Origin of the sequence: Massilia putida (assembly GCF_001941825.1) — a bacterium.
GTDB lineage: Bacteria > Pseudomonadota > Gammaproteobacteria > Burkholderiales > Burkholderiaceae_D > Telluria > Telluria putida.
The window spans coordinates 4,472,817-4,489,743 of sequence record NZ_CP019038.1 but is presented as its reverse complement, the minus strand read 5'-3'; the positions used below and the strand labels follow the sequence as shown (position 1 = coordinate 4,489,743).

The following is a 16,927-nucleotide window of genomic DNA, read 5'->3' as shown; positions in this document are numbered from 1 at the left end:
GATGGAAGCCAGTGTAGGGAATCGGCCCCGGCGCGAATATCGGTCGATCGACCGACCCCGGCGCCTGCCGAAAGTCCGGGTGCGGGTTGCGGCAGCACGTTATTGTCACTACAGTCACGGAATGCAAATCGACAACACCGTCACCGTCGAAGAGGCGGTCCATGCCATGGCCCTCGTCGGCGACCTCTCCATGGGCCAGCCGACCGACGGCTCGATCCGCGCCGCCCGCCTGGCCGCGCGCCTGGCGCAAGCCGACGGCGCCGCGCCGGATGGCTGCTGCCACGCGCGGCTCGTGTCGCTGCTGCGCTGGTCCGGCTGCACGGCCAATGCGTCCGGCTTCGCCACGCTGCTGGGCGACGACGTCGGCGGGCGCGACGCCATGCTCACGCATACGCTGCCGGCAAATCATCCACTCACCGTGACAAGCGTGACGCCGCTGGCGCGGATTCACTGCGAGGTGTCGGGCGATATCGCCGGCCTGCTGGGTCTGCCGGCGGAAGTCGAGGCCGGCCTGCGCCATGTCTGGGAACATTACGACGGCAATGGCTTGCCGGAACGGCTGCGTGGACCGGCCATCCCGACCGTCGTCTATTACGCGAGCCTGGCCGGCGACCTGGAAATTCTCGCACGCACGCACGGCCTGGTCGAGGCGTTGCGGATGATGACGGCGATGGCCGACCGCAAGTATCCGGCGCCGCTCGTGCGCACGCTCGCCGGTCGCGCGCAAGCCTGGCTGGACGAGCTGGACACGCCGGCGCCGGCCGCCGACGATCCGCTGCTCGCGCGGCGCGTGCCGCTCGCCATCGTGGCCGACATGATCGAGCTGAAGCTGCCCTGGCTGACGGGCTATTCGCGCCGCGTGGCCGGGTTGGTGGAAGCGGCCGCGCCGCTCGCCGGGTTGTCCGCGGCCCAGCGGCAATGCCTGGACCGCGCCGCCCTCATCCATGGCATGGGTCGCGCGGCGGTGTCGAACACGGTGTGGGAACGCGACGGCAAGCTCAGCGCCGCCGACTGGGAAAAGATCCGGCTGGTGCCGTACTGGACCGCGCGCGCCGGCGTCCAGATCCCGTCGCTGCGTCTCGAAGCCGCACTGGCGTCACACGCGTACGAGCGGCTGGACGGCAGCGGCTATTTCCGCAACCTCGACGCCGATGCGCTCGGCGCACCGCACCGCCTGCTGGCGGCCGCGTGCGCCTACGTGGCGCTGTGCATGCCGCGCCCGTGGCGTCCGGCCTATACCCCCGATGAGGCCGCACGCGTGCTGTCGGAACAAACCGGCACCTTCGATGCGGACGCCGTGCGCTGCGTGATCAAAGCGGCCGGCGCACCGGCGGCCGGCGTACCGGCGGCGACCGGTTCGGCGCGCACGGCGCCCACCCGCAAGAGCCTGCTGTCGGACCGCGAAATCGAAGTCCTGCGCCGCATCAGCCTGGGTGAGAGCAACAAGGAAGCGGCCAGGGTCATGCAGATCAGCCCGTCGACCGTGCGCACGCACGTGGAAAGCATCTTCCGCAAGCTCGCGTGTTCGTCGCGGGCCGCGGCCACGCTCAAGGCGCTGAACTTGGGACTCATCTAAAACATAGGGCAACAAAAAACCCGCCGGACTCGCGTCGCGACGGGTTTGATGTGATCCGCCGGACGAGCCGGCGGTCAGTGCAGGAATTACTCTGCAGCCGCTTCGGCCGTTGCGGCGCCGCGCGGGATCGACGACGTGGCGACGGTCTGGTCCTGGCCGTGGGCGACGACGGTGACGCCTTCCGGCAGCTTCAGCTGCGACACGTGGACCGACTGGCCGGCTTCCAGCGTCGACAGGTCGACGGTGATGAATTCCGGCAGTTGGCCCGGCAGGCAGGACACTTCCAGTTCGTTCAGCACGTGCGACACGATGGCGCCGCTCAGCTTGACTGCCGGCGAGATCTCGGCATTGACGAAGTGCAGGGCGACCTTGGTGTGGATCGGCTGCGAAGCGTCGACGCGCTGGAAGTCAGCGTGCAGGACCAGTTGCTTGTATGCGTGCATCTGGAAGTCACGCAGCAGGACTTTCTGCGTCTTGCCGTCCAGTTCCAGATCCAGGATCGAACCGTGGAAAGCTTCTTTCTTGAGCGCGTGGAACAACGCGTTGCCGTCCAGGGCGATCAGTTCCGGGGCAGCGGCGCCACCGTAGATGATGCCCGGGGTCTGGCCGGCGTTGCGCAGGCGGCGGCTCGCTCCGGTCCCCTGCTGAGTGCGTGCAAATGCGACTACTTTCATGGTGTTACTCCAAAGTGTGGGTCCGAATGCCGGCGCATGCCGGCCCGGTTGCCCGGATTGTGATGTCCCCGCGACCAGGGACATCGATAAAAGAGCGCGCTCGCGCACGCTCAAGAAATTCTTTGAAACTCTGATACGCCAACGGCGCGCCGGCTTTTCGCCATGCGCGCCGCGTTATCGGCTGACTTACGTTTTGGTGGGCTCGGGAAGCCACCCTACAACATGCAACATGTAGGGTGGGCACCCCGTGCCCACCATGCATCGCCGAATTAATCGACGAACAGCGAAATAACCGAATCGCCCTTGACGATACGCTTGAACGTCTCGGCCAGCAGCGGTGCGCAGGTCAGCTGGCGGATCTTGCCGCACGCCTGACCAGCCGGGCTCAGCGGGATCGTGTCGGTGACGACCAGTTCGTCCAGCGGCGAGTTCGAGATACGCTCGATCGCCGGGCCGGACAGCACCGGGTGCGTGCAGTAGGCGACGACTTTCTTCGCGCCACGCTCTTTCAGCACTTCGGCGGCCTTGGTCAGCGTGCCGGCGGTGTCGACCATGTCGTCCATGATCACGCAGTTGCGGCCTTCGACTTCACCGATGATGTTCATGACTTCCGACACGTTCGCCTTCGGGCGGCGCTTGTCGATGATCGCCAGGTCGCAGCCGAGGCGCTTGGCCAGCGCACGGGCGCGCACCACGCCGCCGACGTCCGGCGACACGACCAGCAGGTCGTCGTAGTTGCGCTTCTGCAGGTCGCCCAGCAGCAGCGGCGATGCGTAGATGTTGTCGACCGGGATATCGAAGAAGCCCTGGATCTGGTCGGCGTGCAGGTCCATGATCAGGACGCGCTCGACGCCGGCTTCTTCCAGCATGTTCGCGACAACCTTGGCCGAGATCGCGACGCGTGCGGAACGCGGGCGGCGGTCCTGGCGGGCATAGCCGAAGTACGGAATCGCCGCGGTGATGCGGCCTGCCGATGCGCGCTTGAGAGCGTCGACCATCAGCATGATTTCCATCAGGTTGTCGTTGGTGGGAGCGCAGGTCGATTGCAGAACGAAGACGTCCTTGCCGCGAACGTTCTCATTGATTTCGACCATCACTTCGCCGTCGGAGAACTTCGAAACCACTGCCTTGCCAAGAGGAATGCCGAGGTTTTTTGCGACCCCTTCTGCTAGCGCCGGATTGGCATTGCCGGTAAAAACCATCAGGTTTTCGTAAGCCATGGGAGTCCCAGAGATGTAAAGAGCGTTGAAAGAAACTTGAAAAGTCGCTAATCGTCGGGTGATTAACGCGGAACCGCAAAAAAAAATGAGCCGCTCATTGGCGGCTCCATTTTTTATCTGCCTGCTGGAGCACTCGTCATCATCAGCTCAGGCAAAGAAACTTTGGCAGGGGAACAAGGATTCGAACCTTGGTATGCCGGAATCAAAATCCGGTGCCTTAACCAGCTTGGCGATTCCCCTACACTGAAACTTACAGCTCGTCGCTGCACTCGATTATTATATCGTCAAATGCGTCGACAGGCAAAATTTTATTCTACAACTCATTGATTTGCAAGAGCGATTTTCATCGGATGTCGCTGCAGCGCCTTCGCTTTCCACGCCTTCCACCGCCCCGGCACCTGACTCAGTACCCGTTCAGCGTCCTGCTCTGTGGAAAATGCGCAAAACACGCACGAGCCCGAACCAGTCATCCTGGCCGCTCCGTAACCACCCAACCATTCGATCACCTCGGCTACCGGCGGGAACAGGCGGGCTGCCACGTCCTGCAAATCATTTTTCCCGAAGCCAATCAAATCGTTCGATTCGACATGTCGTCTGGAAAAGTCCGATATTGTGATGGCTTTCGTGTCTCTTGTCAAATCGGGAGCAGTAAAAATCCCAACAGTGGGCACGGCGACACCGGGCTCGATGACGACATACCAGCAATCCGGCCCCGGCACGGCCTGCAACGCCTCGCCCACGCCTTCCGCGAACGCCGTCTCGCCGAACAGGAAGAACGGGATGTCGGCGCCCAGCGGCAAGCCCAACGCGATCAATTCCGCATCCGTCAGCCCGGCCTGCCACAGGAAGTTGGCCGCCATCAATGCCGTGGCCGCATCCGACGAGCCGCCGCCGAGGCCGCCGCCCATCGGCAGGCGTTTCTCGACCGCGACATCGATGCCCCGCGGCAGGCGGCCGTGGCGGCGCGCATAGTCGCCTTGCAGCGCGCGCAGGGCGCGCACGACGAGGTCCTGCTCTTCCGGGACACCGGGCACATCCGTCGTGCGGACGATGCGGTCGTCGTCGCGCAGGTCGAAGTGCAAGGTGTCGCTGCGGTCGATGAGCTGGAAGACGGATTGCAACAGGTGGTAGCCGTCCGGCCGGCGGCCGACGACGTGCAGGAACAGGTTCAGCTTGGCCGGTGCCGGGCAGTCGTGCAAAGAGGTCGCTGCCATGTCACGCCACCGGATCGATGACGATGCGGATCGTCAGCGCATCGCCGACGGCCGTCGTGCTGCGCTCGGCATCGATGCGGCGCGGCGTCAGGCTGCCGTTCGGACCGTTCTGCCATTCCACGAAACGCAGGCGCCAGCCATCGTTCGTGACGACGCTGTCATGCGCGGGCGATGCCGTAAAACGCTTGCCGGACGCGTCGACGGCATAGCCCTGCAGCCAGTCGCGCAGGCCGCTCACGGGCAAGGTCCAGCCGAGCGACTTCGCCGTCAGCGTGTCGATGTCCTTTTCCACGCGCGGCTCACGGCCGGACTGTTTCAAGGTCGCGGTCTCGGGCGTCACCGTGATCTCGGCGACGGTCTGGCCCAGCGGCGAGAACAGAGACACGTCGATGCGGCCGGGCCGCTGCACCCACGTGAAATTGCCGTTGATCGATTGCGGCTGGCCCTCCTTCTGGTAATTCGCGGCCAGGCGGCCGTTCAGGTCGATGGTGTCGCGGTAAGTGCCCACCTGGGCGGTCGGGTTGGTCAGCGGGACATTGCTGGTAGTGGCGCATGCGGCCAGGGCAGCGGCGACAGCGGCTGCGGAAACGAGACGAGACAATGGGTGCATCGGCATGGAATAAGCAGGTCAATAAACCGACGGACGCCGCAGCGTCCGTCATTGCCATTATTTCACAGAGTCTGGTGCAGGCGCGCCAGTGTGCTCTTCAGTGCGTCGTTCTTCGGGTCCTTCGCCTGGGCTTCGCGCCAGAGTTTGCGGGCATCGTCCTTCTGGCCCTTCTTCCACAGCACTTCTCCCAGGTGGACGGCGATTTCCGGATCGCTGCGCAGGGAATATGCCTTGCGCAGATGGGTCTCGGCCTCGTCCAGCTTGCCCAGGCGGTAATTCACCCACCCCATGCTGTCCAGGATGAACGGGTCGGCCGGGGCCATATTGAGGGCCTTGCTGATCAGCCGATACGCTTCCTTGAGACGCACGTTGCGGTCGGCCAGCGAATAACCGAGGGCATTGTAGGCCTGCATATTGTCCGGCGACTTGGCGATCACTTTACGCAGCGATTTTTCCATGACGGCCGTCTTGCCCATCTTTTCGGCCATCAGCGCGTAGTCGTACAGGAAATCCATATTGTCCGGGAAGCGCTTGACGCCCTGCTCCATCAACTTGAACGCTTCCAGGGGCTTGCCGGCGTCGCGCAGGATCTGGGCGTCGACGAGCACGATTTGCGCCTGCTCGGTCTTGTCGTCCGTCTTGAGGGTACTCAGCAGCTTGCGCGCGCCGGCGACATCGCCCTCCTTGGCCGTCAGCTGGGCGCGGCGCAGCTGGCCGCCGAACTGGACTTTCGGGTCCTCGCTGTCGAGGCGGTCGAGCCAGTCGATCGCGGCCTTGTAATCGCCCCGCTCCTCGGCCAGCTGCGACAGGATCATCACGGCCTTGGACGGGTCGCGCTCGTCTTCCGGCGCCTTGTCCATCAGGTCGACAAAGCGGCTGAAATATTTTTCCGCGGACGGACGATCGTTCATCTGCATCGACAGGATGCCCAGGGCGTACAAGGTGCCCGGATTGTCGGGCTGGGCCTTGTCCAGCGTGAGGAATTCCTGGCGCGCGGCCTCGTACTGCTTTTCGTTGACGAGCAGGCGGGCATAGGCCGAGCGGACTTCGCGCGCCTCCGGATGGATGGCGAGGAAATCCTTCAGCACCTTGATGGCGCCGCCCTCGTCCTCGCTGACCTGGGCCGCCGTCAGCGCCGCGATCTCGGAATCGGGCTTGATCTGCAAGGCGGCTTGCGCCTCGCGGCGCGCGGCCGCCTTGTCGTTTTTCGCCAGCGCCGCCTGGGCCAGCACGACGTGCGTTTCCATCAGGTTGCCGTACGGCGCGACGAGACGCTCGAGCATGGCCACGGCCGCGTCCTTGTCCTTCGCGCGCAGCAGCAATTGCTGCATCTGGAACATCACGAGGCCGCGCGCGGCCGGGGTCGCCTCGGCGAGGCGCTGCTTCAAGATATTTTCCGCCTCGCCCAGGTTGTCGGACAGGATGATCAGCCCCAGATAGTACTGGCTGGCCTCTTCGGAGTCCGGCGCGTACTGGCGCCACAGCTTCACCGCAGCGAGGGCGTCGTCGGCCTGCTTGGCGGACAGCGCCATCTCGGCGGCGCGCTTGGCCAGGCGCGGGTCCTTCGTCTGCTGGGCCAGGCTCATCATGGTCAGGTACGGGCCTTGCCAGTCCCCGTTCTTGAATGCCATCTCGGCCTGCATCAGCTGGGCCATCATGGCCGGGCTCATGTTGACGTTGGGGAGCTTTTCGTCAGCCTGCTCCTTTGCTTGCTCGGGATGGTCCCGGGCCTCGGCGGCGGCGAGCGGCTGGTCGGACACGTCCCGGGCCGGCTGCTGCTTGGGCGCCACAGCACAGGCCGACAGCAATGCGGAGAGGGTTACAATGGCGAAAGCGTTTTTCAAGGCAAGTCCCACGTCGTCGAGATTGTCCGATTCTACGCCATGCACCCCTGGCGCGTGCGCCGCTGCAACACGAATTTACATTCCTCTCATTTCAAAGGGTCGCTTCAACATGGTCAGGGCTAGGCGCAGCGACGCAGACACTGCTGTAGCACGGCAAGGAGCTGCAACGACGCCCCGGCCATTTTTAAGTGACACTATTCATGCCTGAATTACCGGAAGTCGAAGTGACCAGGCGGGGCGTCGCACCGCATCTGGAAGACCGTGTCGTCGAAGACGTCGTGCTGCGCCGCGAGGGCCTGCGCTGGCCGTTTCCCACCAATTTGCGCGAGCTGCTCGCGGGGCGCCGCATCCTTGGCACGGGCCGGCGCGGCAAATACCTGCTGCTGAACTTCGAACACGGCACGCTGATCGTCCACCTGGGCATGTCGGGCCACCTGCGCGTACTGCCGGAAGGCGTCGAGCTGAAAAAGCACGACCACTTCGACCTCGTCGTGCGCGGGCCCGAGGGCCGTCGCGTCCTGCGCCTGCACGACCCGCGCCGCTTCGGCGCCGTCCTCTGGCACGGCCACGACGACGGCGAGCTGGAGCAGCACGTGCTGTTGCGCGATCTCGGCGTCGAACCGCTCGAAGACAAGTTCTCCGGCGCCCTGCTGCACCGGGCAACGCGCAACCGCAGCGCCCCGATCAAGCAGGTACTGCTGGCGGGCGACATCGTCGTCGGGGTCGGCAATATCTACGCCTGCGAGAGCCTGTTCCGCGCCGGCATCAACCCGAAGACGGCGGCCGGCAAGATCAGCCGGGCCCGCTACGACAAGCTGGCCGACGCCATCCGCGAGATCCTCGCGGCCGCCATCGTGCAAGGCGGCAGCACGTTGCGTGACTTTATTGCCGTAAACGGCCAATCGGGCTATTTCCAGCAGACATATTTCGTCTATGATCGTGCAGGAGTGCCTTGCCGCAACTGTGGCACGCCGGTCCGCCAGATCAAGCAGGGCCAGCGGTCCACGTTCTATTGCGCGGTCTGCCAGCGGTAAGGTCAAAGACGAGGCGCGAACAATGCAGGACTTACAACAATATGCGGACTGGCGCGCGCACGTCGCCCAGACGCTGGAACAGTATCGCGGCTGGGCCCAGGCGGCCGAGCTGCTGGACGGGGCGGCGGAACAGCGGGTCGCGCGCGCGCTCGCGCGGCTGCGCGACGACCGGCTGTCGGTCGCGTTCGTCGCCGAATTCTCGCGCGGTAAATCCGAGCTGATCAACGCCATCTTTTTCGCCGACTACGGCCAGCGCATCGTGCCCTCGAGCCCCGGCCGTACGACGATGTGCCCGACCGAATTCGCCTGGGATGCTCGGCTTCCCCCCTGCATCCGCCTGCTGCCGATCGAGACGCGCGCCGAGCGCATGGCCACGAGCGACTACCGCGACGTGCCTGACGCCTGGACCGTGCTGCCGCTGGACCTGTCCGCGCCCGAGCGCATGCACGAGAGCTTTTTGCAAGTGAGCCTGACGCGCCGCGTCTCCCCCTTTGATGCCCAGCGCTACGGCCTGTACGATCCCGACGACCCCGACCTCGCGGCGACGCTGGGCGCGGATGGCCTCGTCGAGATCCCGCGCTGGCGCCACGCGCTGATCAACGTGCCGCATCCGCTGCTGCAGCAAGGCCTCGTGATCCTCGACACGCCGGGCCTGAACGCGATCGGCACGGAGCCCGAGCTGACCTTGAACCTGATCCCGAACGCGCACGCCGTGCTGTTCATCCTGGCCGCCGAGACGGGGGTCACGAAGAGCGACATCGACGTCTGGCGCACGCACATCGGATCCGGCCCGGGGCGCATCGTCGTGCTGAACAAGATCGACGCGCTGTGGGACGAACTGCGGACGCCGCAAGACAACGACGCCGCCATCGCGCGCCAGCGGCACGACGCGGCCCGGCTGCTGGGCGTGGCGGACACGCAGGTGTTCCCGGTCTCGGCGCAGAAGGCCCTTGTCGGCAAGATCACGGGAGACTATGCGCTGTTCGAAAAGAGCCGCATGGGCGCGCTGGAATCGGCGCTGTTCCACGAACTGATCCCGGCGCGCCAGGACATCCTGCGCCGCCAGCTGCAGGACGACCTCGCAGCCCTGACGGACGCCCAGTCCGCCCTCTTGGGCGCGCGCGGGCGCGACCTCGTCGAACAGCTGCAGGAACTGCAAGGCCTGCGCGGCAAGAACCAGGGCGTGATCGCGCACATGATGCGCCGCGTCGAGATGGAAAAGAAGGAATTCGACGCGAGCCTGTTCAAGCTGCAGGGCACGCGCGCCGTGTTCACGACCCTGTCGACGGAGCTGTATTCCACCATCGGCATGGACGTCGTGCAGGAGCACGTCGACGCCGTGCGCGCCGCGATGGAAGCCGCGCGTTTTTCCACCGGCATGCGCACGCCGGTGCGCACGTTCTTCGATCAGGCGCGCGCCAGCCTGGATGCCGCGAGCGGCAAGATCGCCGAGATCGCGGCGATGATGGAGACGATGGTGCGCCGCTTCTCCACCGAGCACGGGCTCGCGCTGGCGCTGCCGGCCGCGCTGTCGCTGGAACGCTACCGGCGCGAGATCGACGCCATCGAAGCCATCTATGTCAAACAGTTCGGCACCGCGACCTTGCTCATCACGAGCCGCGGCACGCTGCTCGAACGCTTCTTCGATTCCATCGCATCGCGTGTGAAATTCGCGTTCCGCGAGGCGAACGGCGACGCGGAGGCATGGCTGAAGGTGGTCATGGCGCCGCTCGAAGCCCAGATCCGCCAGCACCGCGACCAGCTGCGCCACCGCCAGGCGTCGATCCAGCGCATCCTGGACGCCACCGACAGCCTGGAACAGAAAATCGCTGCCTTCGAGGCGGCCCAACACGACCTGGAGCAGGTCAAGGCGCGCCTGGCGGATCTGTCCGGTCTCGTTGCCGATGCGCTGCGCGCCGGCCTGCCCGAATTGCGAGCCGCCTGACGGCGGAGTAACGACTTCATGAAACGCAGCACCGACACCGAAATCCTGTCCGACCCGAGCTTCTCGCGCGCCGTCATCGACTGGCAGCGCGCCCACGGCCGTCACGCCCTGCCCTGGCAAAACACGCGCGACGCCTACCGCATCTGGCTGTCCGAGATCATGCTGCAGCAGACGCAGGTGACCGCGGTGCTGGGCTATTACGCGCGCTTCCTCGAGCGCTTCCCGACCGTGCACGACCTCGCCGCGGCGCCGGCGGAAGACGTCATGGCCCACTGGAGCGGCCTCGGTTACTACACGCGGGCGCGCAACCTGCACGCGTGCGCCAAGCGCGTCGTCGCGGACTACGATGGCGTGTTCCCGAGCGACCCGGCGCTGCTGGCCGACCTGCCCGGCATCGGCCGCTCGACGGCCGCCGCCATCGCCGCGTTTTCGAGCGGTGCGCGTGCCGCGATCCTGGACGGCAACGTGAAGCGCGTGTTCGCGCGCGTATTCGGCATCGACGAATACCCCGGCATCAAACCGGTGGAAGACGCGCTGTGGCGCCGCGCCGACGCCCTGCTGCCGGAAGGCGACGGCATCGAGGCATACACGCAGGGCCTGATGGACCTGGGCGCCACGCTGTGCACGCGCGGCAAACCGGATTGCGGCCGCTGCCCGCTGCAGGGCCGCTGTGTGGCATTCGCCACCGACCGCACGTCCGTGCTGCCCGTGCCGAAGCCGAAAAAGGCGACGCCGGAGCGGCGCGCGCTGATGCTGGCCGTCGTCGACAATGGCCAGGTGCTGCTGCAGCAACGGCCCGATTCCGGCATCTGGGGCGGCCTGCTGTCGCTGCCGGAATACGACGGCCACGTGGCGCTGGATGAAGCGGACGACGTGTCCGCGGCGACGCTGGCCGGCGCCGCCGGCGAGTTCGGCGACGTGGCCGAGGTCGAAGCGCTGCTGCCGCTGGTCCACGGGTTCACGCACTACCGCCTGCACATCCAGCCTTACCGCATCGGCCTGACCAGGCGCGCCGACACGCCGGCGGGCCACGTGTGGTGGGATCTCGCCGGCATCGCCGACGCCCCGCTGCCGGCGCCGATCAAGAAGCTGCTGGGGCAAATGGCGGCGCCGTCGCTGTTCAACTAACACCGGGGTCAGAGCCCGATTTTTGGAAATTTCCGCAAGGATCTTGCCCAAATCCGGGGTCAGAGCACATTTCGGGGCAAGGTTTTTCCGGTACGACTGGGCGACGGCATGTTCCGACTCGACGCGGAGCGCCGTCCGCCAGCAATGTAGAAAACATGGTTGTGGAGCCATGTTTCGTAAAAGGGCTCTAACCCGGGATTTGCGCGCGGGATCATGGCAAGGCTGGATCAATCGCATCGACATCGCGCGTCGACCGTAGCGGACATGGCGGCAAAGCCCATGGCCGCAAAGCCATTTCTTCAAAAAGTGCTCAGCCCCCGAATGTACGGCTCCTGACAGGAATTGACAGTGCTCCTGCCTAGACTGGCCGCACTGTCAACCACCGAAGGAGAACACCATGCTGACCCCGACCTACACCATCCTCTACGTCGCCGATCCGCAAGCGAGCGCGCGCTTGTACGGCAAGCTGCTGGACGCGCAGCACGTCGAGAGCTCGCCCACGTTCGTCCTGTTCCCGCTTGAAAACGGCCGCATGCTGGGCCTGTGGGCGAAGTCCGACACGGTACCGGCCGCCGACTTCCACGGCAGCGGCAGCGAGCTGGCGTTCCGTGTCGGCGCCGATGCCGACGTCGATGCGCTGCACGGCAAATGGCGCGACGCCGGGCTGCGTATCCTGCAGGCGCCGACCAAGGTGGATTTCGGTTATACGTTCACGGCCGCGGATCCGGATGGGCATCGGTTGCGGGTGTTCGCGCGCAGCGAGTAGACACCCGCATCGTCGTCCCCGCGAAAGCGGGGAGTCGTTTCCGGCAGTGCCGGGAACGACGGTATTTCAGAAGGTATCGAGCGAATAAATCCGCCGATGCTCCTTGATCGCATACCGATCCGTCATTCCCGCGATGTAATCGGCAATCTTGCGCGCCTGCTTCATCGTGTCGCCCGACGCCACCTGGTAATCCGGCGGCAGCAGCACGGGATCGGTCATGAAGGCATCGAACAGTTCGTACACGATGCGGCTGGCCTTTACGCGCATGCGGTTCACCTGGTAGTGCCGGTACAGGTTGGCGTGCAGGAAGCGCTTCAGCGCCGTCGTTTCGGCACGCATCGCGTCCGAAAAGCGGATCAGTGGCGGCGACAGGCGCACGTCCTCGATGCTTTGCGGAGCCGCGTCGGCCAGCAGCTGGGCCGACGTCGCGGCCAAGTCGGCCGTCATCGCCGTGATCATCAGGCGGATCGTCTCGTACAGCTCGCGCCGGCCCGGCAGGCCCGGGTACTGCCGGACCACCTCGCGGTGCAGGCGCGCGAACAGCTCCACCTCTTCCATCTGCTTCATCGTGAGCAGGCCCGAACGCAGGCCGTCGTCGATGTCGTGGTTGTTGTACGCGATTTCGTCGGCGAGGTTCGTCAGCTGCGCTTCCAGGCTCGGTTGCGTCCTGTCGATGAAACGCTGGCCGAGGTCTCCCAGCTGGCGCGCGTTCGTCAGCGAGCAGTGTTTCAGAATGCCTTCGCGCGTCTCGAACGTCAGGTTCAGGCCATCGAAGGCGCCGTAGTGTTCCTCCAGATGGTCGACGACGCGCAGGCTTTGCAGGTTGTGCTCGAAGCCGCCGTAATCCTTCATGCACTCGTTCAGCACGTCCTGGCCGACGTGGCCGAACGGCGTGTGCCCGAGGTCGTGCGCGAGAGCGGTCGCTTCGACGAGGTCCTCGTTCAGGCGCAGGCTGCGCGCCAGCGTACGCCCGATCTGGGCGACTTCGATCGAGTGCGTGAGGCGGGTGCGGAATAAATCTCCCTCGTGGTTGAGGAAGACCTGGGTCTTGTACTCGAGCCGGCGGAACGCGGTCGAGTGGATGATGCGGTCGCGGTCGCGCTGGAACTCGCTGCGCGAGCCCGGCGACGGTTCCGGATGGCGACGCCCACGGCTCTTCGACGACTGCGCCGCGTAAGGAGCGAGGTGGGCGTCGAAGTCGATCATTTCGTACAGTTCTCCAAGGTCGCTTCCAGCAGCTCGCGCGGGGCGTTGGTGATGCTCGGGCTGCCCAGCGGTTTCAGGAGGATGAACTTGATGGCACCGCCCTCGTTCTTCTTGTCGACTTCCATCAGCTCGATCCAGCGGTCGACACCTAAATCCGGCGCGACGACCGGCAGCCCGGCCGCTTTCACCAGCGCGCGCACGCGGTCGACGGTCGCATCGTCGATGAGGCCCAGGCGGCGCGACAGATCGGCCGCCATCACCATGCCGCAGCCGACGGCCTCGCCGTGCAGCCATTCGCCGTAGCCCAGGCCGGACTCGATCGCGTGGCCGAAGGTGTGGCCGAAGTTCAGCACGGCGCGCAGGCCGCCTTCGCGCTCGTCGCGTGCGACGACGTCGGACTTGATCTCGCACGAGCGCGCGATCGCGTGCGCGAGGGCCGCGTGGTCGCGTGCCATCAGTTTGCCGATGTTCGCCTCGATCCAGTCGAAAAAGCCGGCGTCGAGGATCGCACCGTGCTTGATGACTTCCGCCAGGCCGGCCGACAGTTCACGGTCCGGCAGGGTGTCGAGCGTGGCGGTGTCCGCGATGACGGCGCGCGGCTGGTAGAACGCGCCGATCATGTTCTTGCCCAGCGGGTGGTTGATGCCGGTCTTGCCGCCGACGGACGAATCGACTTGCGCGAGCAGGGTCGTCGGGATCTGCACGAACGGCACGCCGCGCATATAGGTCGCGGCAGCGAAGCCGGTCATGTCGCCGATCACGCCGCCGCCCAGTGCGACCAGGGTCGTCTTGCGGTCGCATTTGTTGGCGAGCAGCGCGTCGAACACCTCGTTCAGGTTTTCCCAGTTTTTGTATTCTTCGCCGTCGCGCAGGATGATGGACACGACGTCGCGTCCGGCCGCGCGCAGCGGCGCCGCGACCTTTTCCAGGTACAGCGGCGCGACGGTCGTGTTGGTGACGATGGCCACCTTGCCGCTGCCGCCGATGTGGCGGTTCAAAAGGGAGGAGTCGTCCAGCAGGCCGCGGCCGATCGCGATCGGATAGCTGCGGTCGCCCAGCTCGACGTTAAGGGAAATGCATGCCTGTTCGTTCATTGTCGCCTTTGCTTTGGTCCGCTCGCGCTCGGCGTTGTCGGCCTCGAGCTGGTCCAGTATTGTCTGAACCATCGATTGTACGTTAGGTCGGCCCGTATCGATGACGATGTCGGCGATCTCGCGGTACAGGGGTTCCCTTTGCGCGGTCAGGTCTTCCAGCTTTTTGCGCGGATCGGCCGTCTGCAGCAGCGGGCGGTTTTTATCGTGCGCCGTGCGCTGCAGGATGCTGGAGACGCTCGCGCGCAGGTAGATGACGGTGCCCCGCTCGGCCAGCAGTGCGCGGCTGGCCGGATTCAGCACGGCGCCTCCGCCCGTGGCCAGTACGATGCCGTTCTGCGACGTCAGTTCGCGGATCACGTCGGCTTCGCGGCGGCGGAAACTGGCTTCGCCTTCGATCTCGAAAATCCAGGGGATCGTGGCGCCGGTGCGCGCTTCGATCTCGTGGTCGGAATCGATGAAGGTCATGTCCAGGCGCCGCGCCAGCAGGCGGCCGATGGTGGTCTTGCCGGCTCCCATCAGGCCGACGAGGAAGATATTGTTGTTCTTACAGTCAGACACGTGTACGCGTTCAAATAAAAACGGCCAGGTATGCCCTGGCCGTTTTGTTGCAATCGGGCATCCCCTAAGAAAACTTACGGGCAGGTGAACGACAGTTTAAACGGAATACTGGTTACCGAGCCAGCCGGCGTCGTCACGGTGACGTTGAACGTGGCCGTGGCCGGGCCCGTGCAATTGGTCGCGGCCGGGCTGCCGATGCTGAACAAGTGCGTGTAACCCTGGGGAGCGCTGCTGACCGTCATGCCGGTCGGGTCGTCCACATTGGTGGCCGAATGCGGCGCCACGTTCGGCACGGTGGCCGGCACGACCGGTGCGGCGACACCATTGAGCATGCTCGTGATCTCGACCTTGGAACCGGCCGGCATCGGGTTGTTGTTCACGTCGTTCAGCTGCAGCCGGAACGTCCGGGTGTCGCTGGACTTGATCGTGCCCAGGTCGATCGTGCCGGCCGTGATCGGCGTCGGGCTGCCGTCCAGGTAGGCGTTGGCGACATAGCTGCCGCTCATGAAGATCGCGGTCTTGGCGTACACCGTATTGGTGCCGTCGGTCGAGCTGGCGCAGATCGTGGCCAGGCCGGGCCGGGTAGCGTCCGGGCTGACGGCATTGCACGGCGTGGCTGGCACGCCTGCCGTCGGCACCCGCGGCGCCTGCGTGCGGAACACGACCGAGCACACGCCGTTGACCGTGTTGCAGCCGCCTTTATCGGACGAGCCGATGGCGCCCATATTCGTCTGGAACACGACCGGCGTGCCGTCCGGGACGGGGTTGCCGAAAGCGTCGGCCAGCATCACCTGCACGGTGGTGGCGGACGGATTGTCGACGGTCCAGCCCTCGACGTTGAACGAACCGGAGCTCAGCGAGAACGCGCGCTGCACCGGCAGGCCCGTCGTCACGACGATCGAGTCGGACAAGGTCGAGATGTCGGCGCCGCCGTTGGTACCGGTACCCGGCAGCGTGGCCTGGACGCGGAACGACGTCGGCACGCTGCCCGAATTCACGGTGGTGACGACCTGGCCGGTCGCGTCGGTGGTGTCGCTCGCCTTGTTGACCCGGACGGACGTCGACGCCGTCGTGAAATTCACCTGCTTGCCCGCGAGCGGATTGCCGAAGATGTCGACGACCTTGAAGGTCAGCGTGGCGGTCTCGGTGCGGCCGTTGCCGCCCTGGCCCTGGATCACGATCGACTGGTTCGTGGGCGACGCGCCGACGAACTGCACGGAGGCCGCGGCCGGCGGCGCGATCGTCAGCGTGGTCGATGCCGACTTGGCGACGCCGGCGGCCGACACGGTGATGATGTCGTTGTTGGCGCAGCCCTTGTCGCGGTACACCGTCTGCACGGTGCCGTTATTGGTCGGCACCGTCGCCGCCAGCGTCGCCTTGCCGGCCGTGACGCACGCGGAGCTGAAGCTGACGTTGACCTGCTGGTCCGTGTACTTGCTCGAGCCGTTCAGCACGTCGACGGACAGCACGGTCGAGCCGTAGGCCTGGATGCCGGCGGGGCTGGCGCTCAAGGTGCCGAACGTCAGCGTGGTGGCGCCGACGGAATAGTTCGCGGTGCCGCTCGCGGTCGTGTCGCCCACCTTGGACGTGGCGGTCACGGTACCCGCGCCGCCGGCGGCCAGGCTGGCCGCGCGCATGCTGATGGTCGCGACGCCGTTCACGTCCGTGAGCGCGGTGCCGGCCGTCGGCGAGAACACGGCCAGCGAGTTGTCGGTGGCGAAGGTCACGATCGCGTTCGGGACCGGCTTCTTGGCCGCATCCAGCACGGTGGCCTTGACGGACAGCGGCGTGGCGCCGGTGAGTGCGTTGGACGAGGCGCCGGCGGCATTCGTGAAGCCCACCGCGACGGTCGGCGCCGCGGTGGCGGTCGTGCCGGTACCGGTACCGGTGCCCGTGCTGCCCGAGCCCGTACCGCCGCTCACCGCGCCCGGACTGCCGCCACCGCCGCCGCACGCGGTCAGTACCATGGCCATCAGCAGGCCGGCAGCGCGCACGCCGTGGCGGCGCGCTGCGTCATTCTTGAAGTTGTTCATGTCTTGGCTATTGTTGATGATTGTT

Annotated in this window: 13 protein-coding genes and 1 tRNA gene; 5 read left to right on the top strand and 9 right to left on the bottom strand. The window is 65.7% G+C overall.

Annotation, left to right across the window (positions count from 1 at the left end; genetic code table 11):
- The first annotated feature begins 121 nt into the window (after window positions 1–121).
- Window positions 122–1,576: an HD domain-containing phosphohydrolase gene (locus BVG12_RS22130; protein ID WP_083685306.1), complete on the top strand. Its 1,455-nt coding sequence runs from the start codon at window positions 122–124 to the stop codon at window positions 1,574–1,576.
- An 86-nt stretch (window positions 1,577–1,662) separates the two neighbouring features.
- Here BVG12_RS22130 and BVG12_RS22125 read toward each other — a convergent pair whose 3' ends face one another.
- From BVG12_RS22125 to BVG12_RS22100, 6 genes are all read right to left on the bottom strand, one after another.
- Window positions 1,663–2,250, bottom strand: a complete 588-nt coding sequence (locus BVG12_RS22125) for a 50S ribosomal protein L25/general stress protein Ctc (protein WP_075794276.1) — start codon at window positions 2,248–2,250, stop codon at window positions 1,663–1,665.
- 269 nt (window positions 2,251–2,519) lie between these two features.
- Window positions 2,520–3,470: a ribose-phosphate pyrophosphokinase gene (locus BVG12_RS22120; protein WP_036239428.1), complete on the bottom strand. Its 951-nt coding sequence runs from the start codon at window positions 3,468–3,470 to the stop codon at window positions 2,520–2,522.
- 163 nt (window positions 3,471–3,633) lie between these two features.
- Window positions 3,634–3,710, bottom strand: a tRNA-Gln gene (locus tag BVG12_RS22115).
- 80 nt (window positions 3,711–3,790) lie between these two features.
- Entirely contained in the window at window positions 3,791–4,684 is an 894-nt protein-coding gene (ispE, locus tag BVG12_RS22110; protein WP_075794275.1) for a 4-(cytidine 5'-diphospho)-2-C-methyl-D-erythritol kinase, read from the bottom strand.
- A gap of 1 nt (window position 4,685) precedes the next feature.
- Window positions 4,686–5,294, bottom strand: a complete 609-nt coding sequence (locus BVG12_RS22105; protein WP_229503928.1) for an outer membrane lipoprotein LolB — start codon at window positions 5,292–5,294, stop codon at window positions 4,686–4,688.
- Window positions 5,295–5,356: 62 nt separating this feature from the next.
- Window positions 5,357–7,138, bottom strand: coding sequence for a tetratricopeptide repeat protein (locus BVG12_RS22100; RefSeq protein ID WP_075796499.1), 1,782 nt, complete (start codon window positions 7,136–7,138; stop codon window positions 5,357–5,359).
- Between the two features lie 200 nt (window positions 7,139–7,338).
- On the opposite strand from BVG12_RS22100, the gene mutM reads away from it, so the two are divergent.
- The 4 genes from mutM to BVG12_RS22080 all read left to right on the top strand — a co-directional run bounded on the left by mutM (window position 7,339) and on the right by BVG12_RS22080 (window position 12,011).
- On the top strand, window positions 7,339–8,172 hold the full coding sequence (mutM, locus tag BVG12_RS22095) for a bifunctional DNA-formamidopyrimidine glycosylase/DNA-(apurinic or apyrimidinic site) lyase (RefSeq protein ID WP_075794273.1): 834 nt from the start codon (window positions 7,339–7,341) through the stop codon (window positions 8,170–8,172).
- 22 nt (window positions 8,173–8,194) lie between these two features.
- Window positions 8,195–10,117: a dynamin family protein gene (locus BVG12_RS22090; RefSeq protein ID WP_075794272.1), complete on the top strand. Its 1,923-nt coding sequence runs from the start codon at window positions 8,195–8,197 to the stop codon at window positions 10,115–10,117.
- Window positions 10,118–10,135: 18 nt separating this feature from the next.
- The gene (gene mutY / locus BVG12_RS22085) at window positions 10,136–11,245 is read left to right on the top strand and encodes an A/G-specific adenine glycosylase (RefSeq protein WP_075794271.1); all 1,110 of its coding nucleotides are present in this window, start codon (window positions 10,136–10,138) and stop codon (window positions 11,243–11,245) included.
- Between the two features lie 397 nt (window positions 11,246–11,642).
- Window positions 11,643–12,011, top strand: a complete 369-nt coding sequence (locus tag BVG12_RS22080) for a VOC family protein (RefSeq protein ID WP_075794270.1) — start codon at window positions 11,643–11,645, stop codon at window positions 12,009–12,011.
- A 66-nt stretch (window positions 12,012–12,077) separates the two neighbouring features.
- Here the strand turns inward: BVG12_RS22080 and BVG12_RS22075 are convergent, their stop codons facing one another.
- The 3 genes from BVG12_RS22075 to BVG12_RS22065 all read right to left on the bottom strand — a co-directional run bounded on the left by BVG12_RS22075 (window position 12,078) and on the right by BVG12_RS22065 (window position 16,902).
- Complete coding sequence (locus BVG12_RS22075) at window positions 12,078–13,217, bottom strand: deoxyguanosinetriphosphate triphosphohydrolase (protein ID WP_075794269.1); 1,140 nt, start codon at window positions 13,215–13,217, stop codon at window positions 12,078–12,080.
- Window positions 13,214–14,869, bottom strand: a complete 1,656-nt coding sequence (aroKB, locus tag BVG12_RS22070; RefSeq protein WP_075794268.1) for a bifunctional shikimate kinase/3-dehydroquinate synthase AroKB — start codon at window positions 14,867–14,869, stop codon at window positions 13,214–13,216. Before aroKB ends, BVG12_RS22075 begins: the two co-directional genes overlap by 4 nt.
- A gap of 74 nt (window positions 14,870–14,943) precedes the next feature.
- On the bottom strand, window positions 14,944–16,902 hold the full coding sequence (locus BVG12_RS22065) for an Ig-like domain-containing protein (protein WP_075794267.1): 1,959 nt from the start codon (window positions 16,900–16,902) through the stop codon (window positions 14,944–14,946).
- Between the last annotated feature and the right edge of the window lie 25 nt (window positions 16,903–16,927).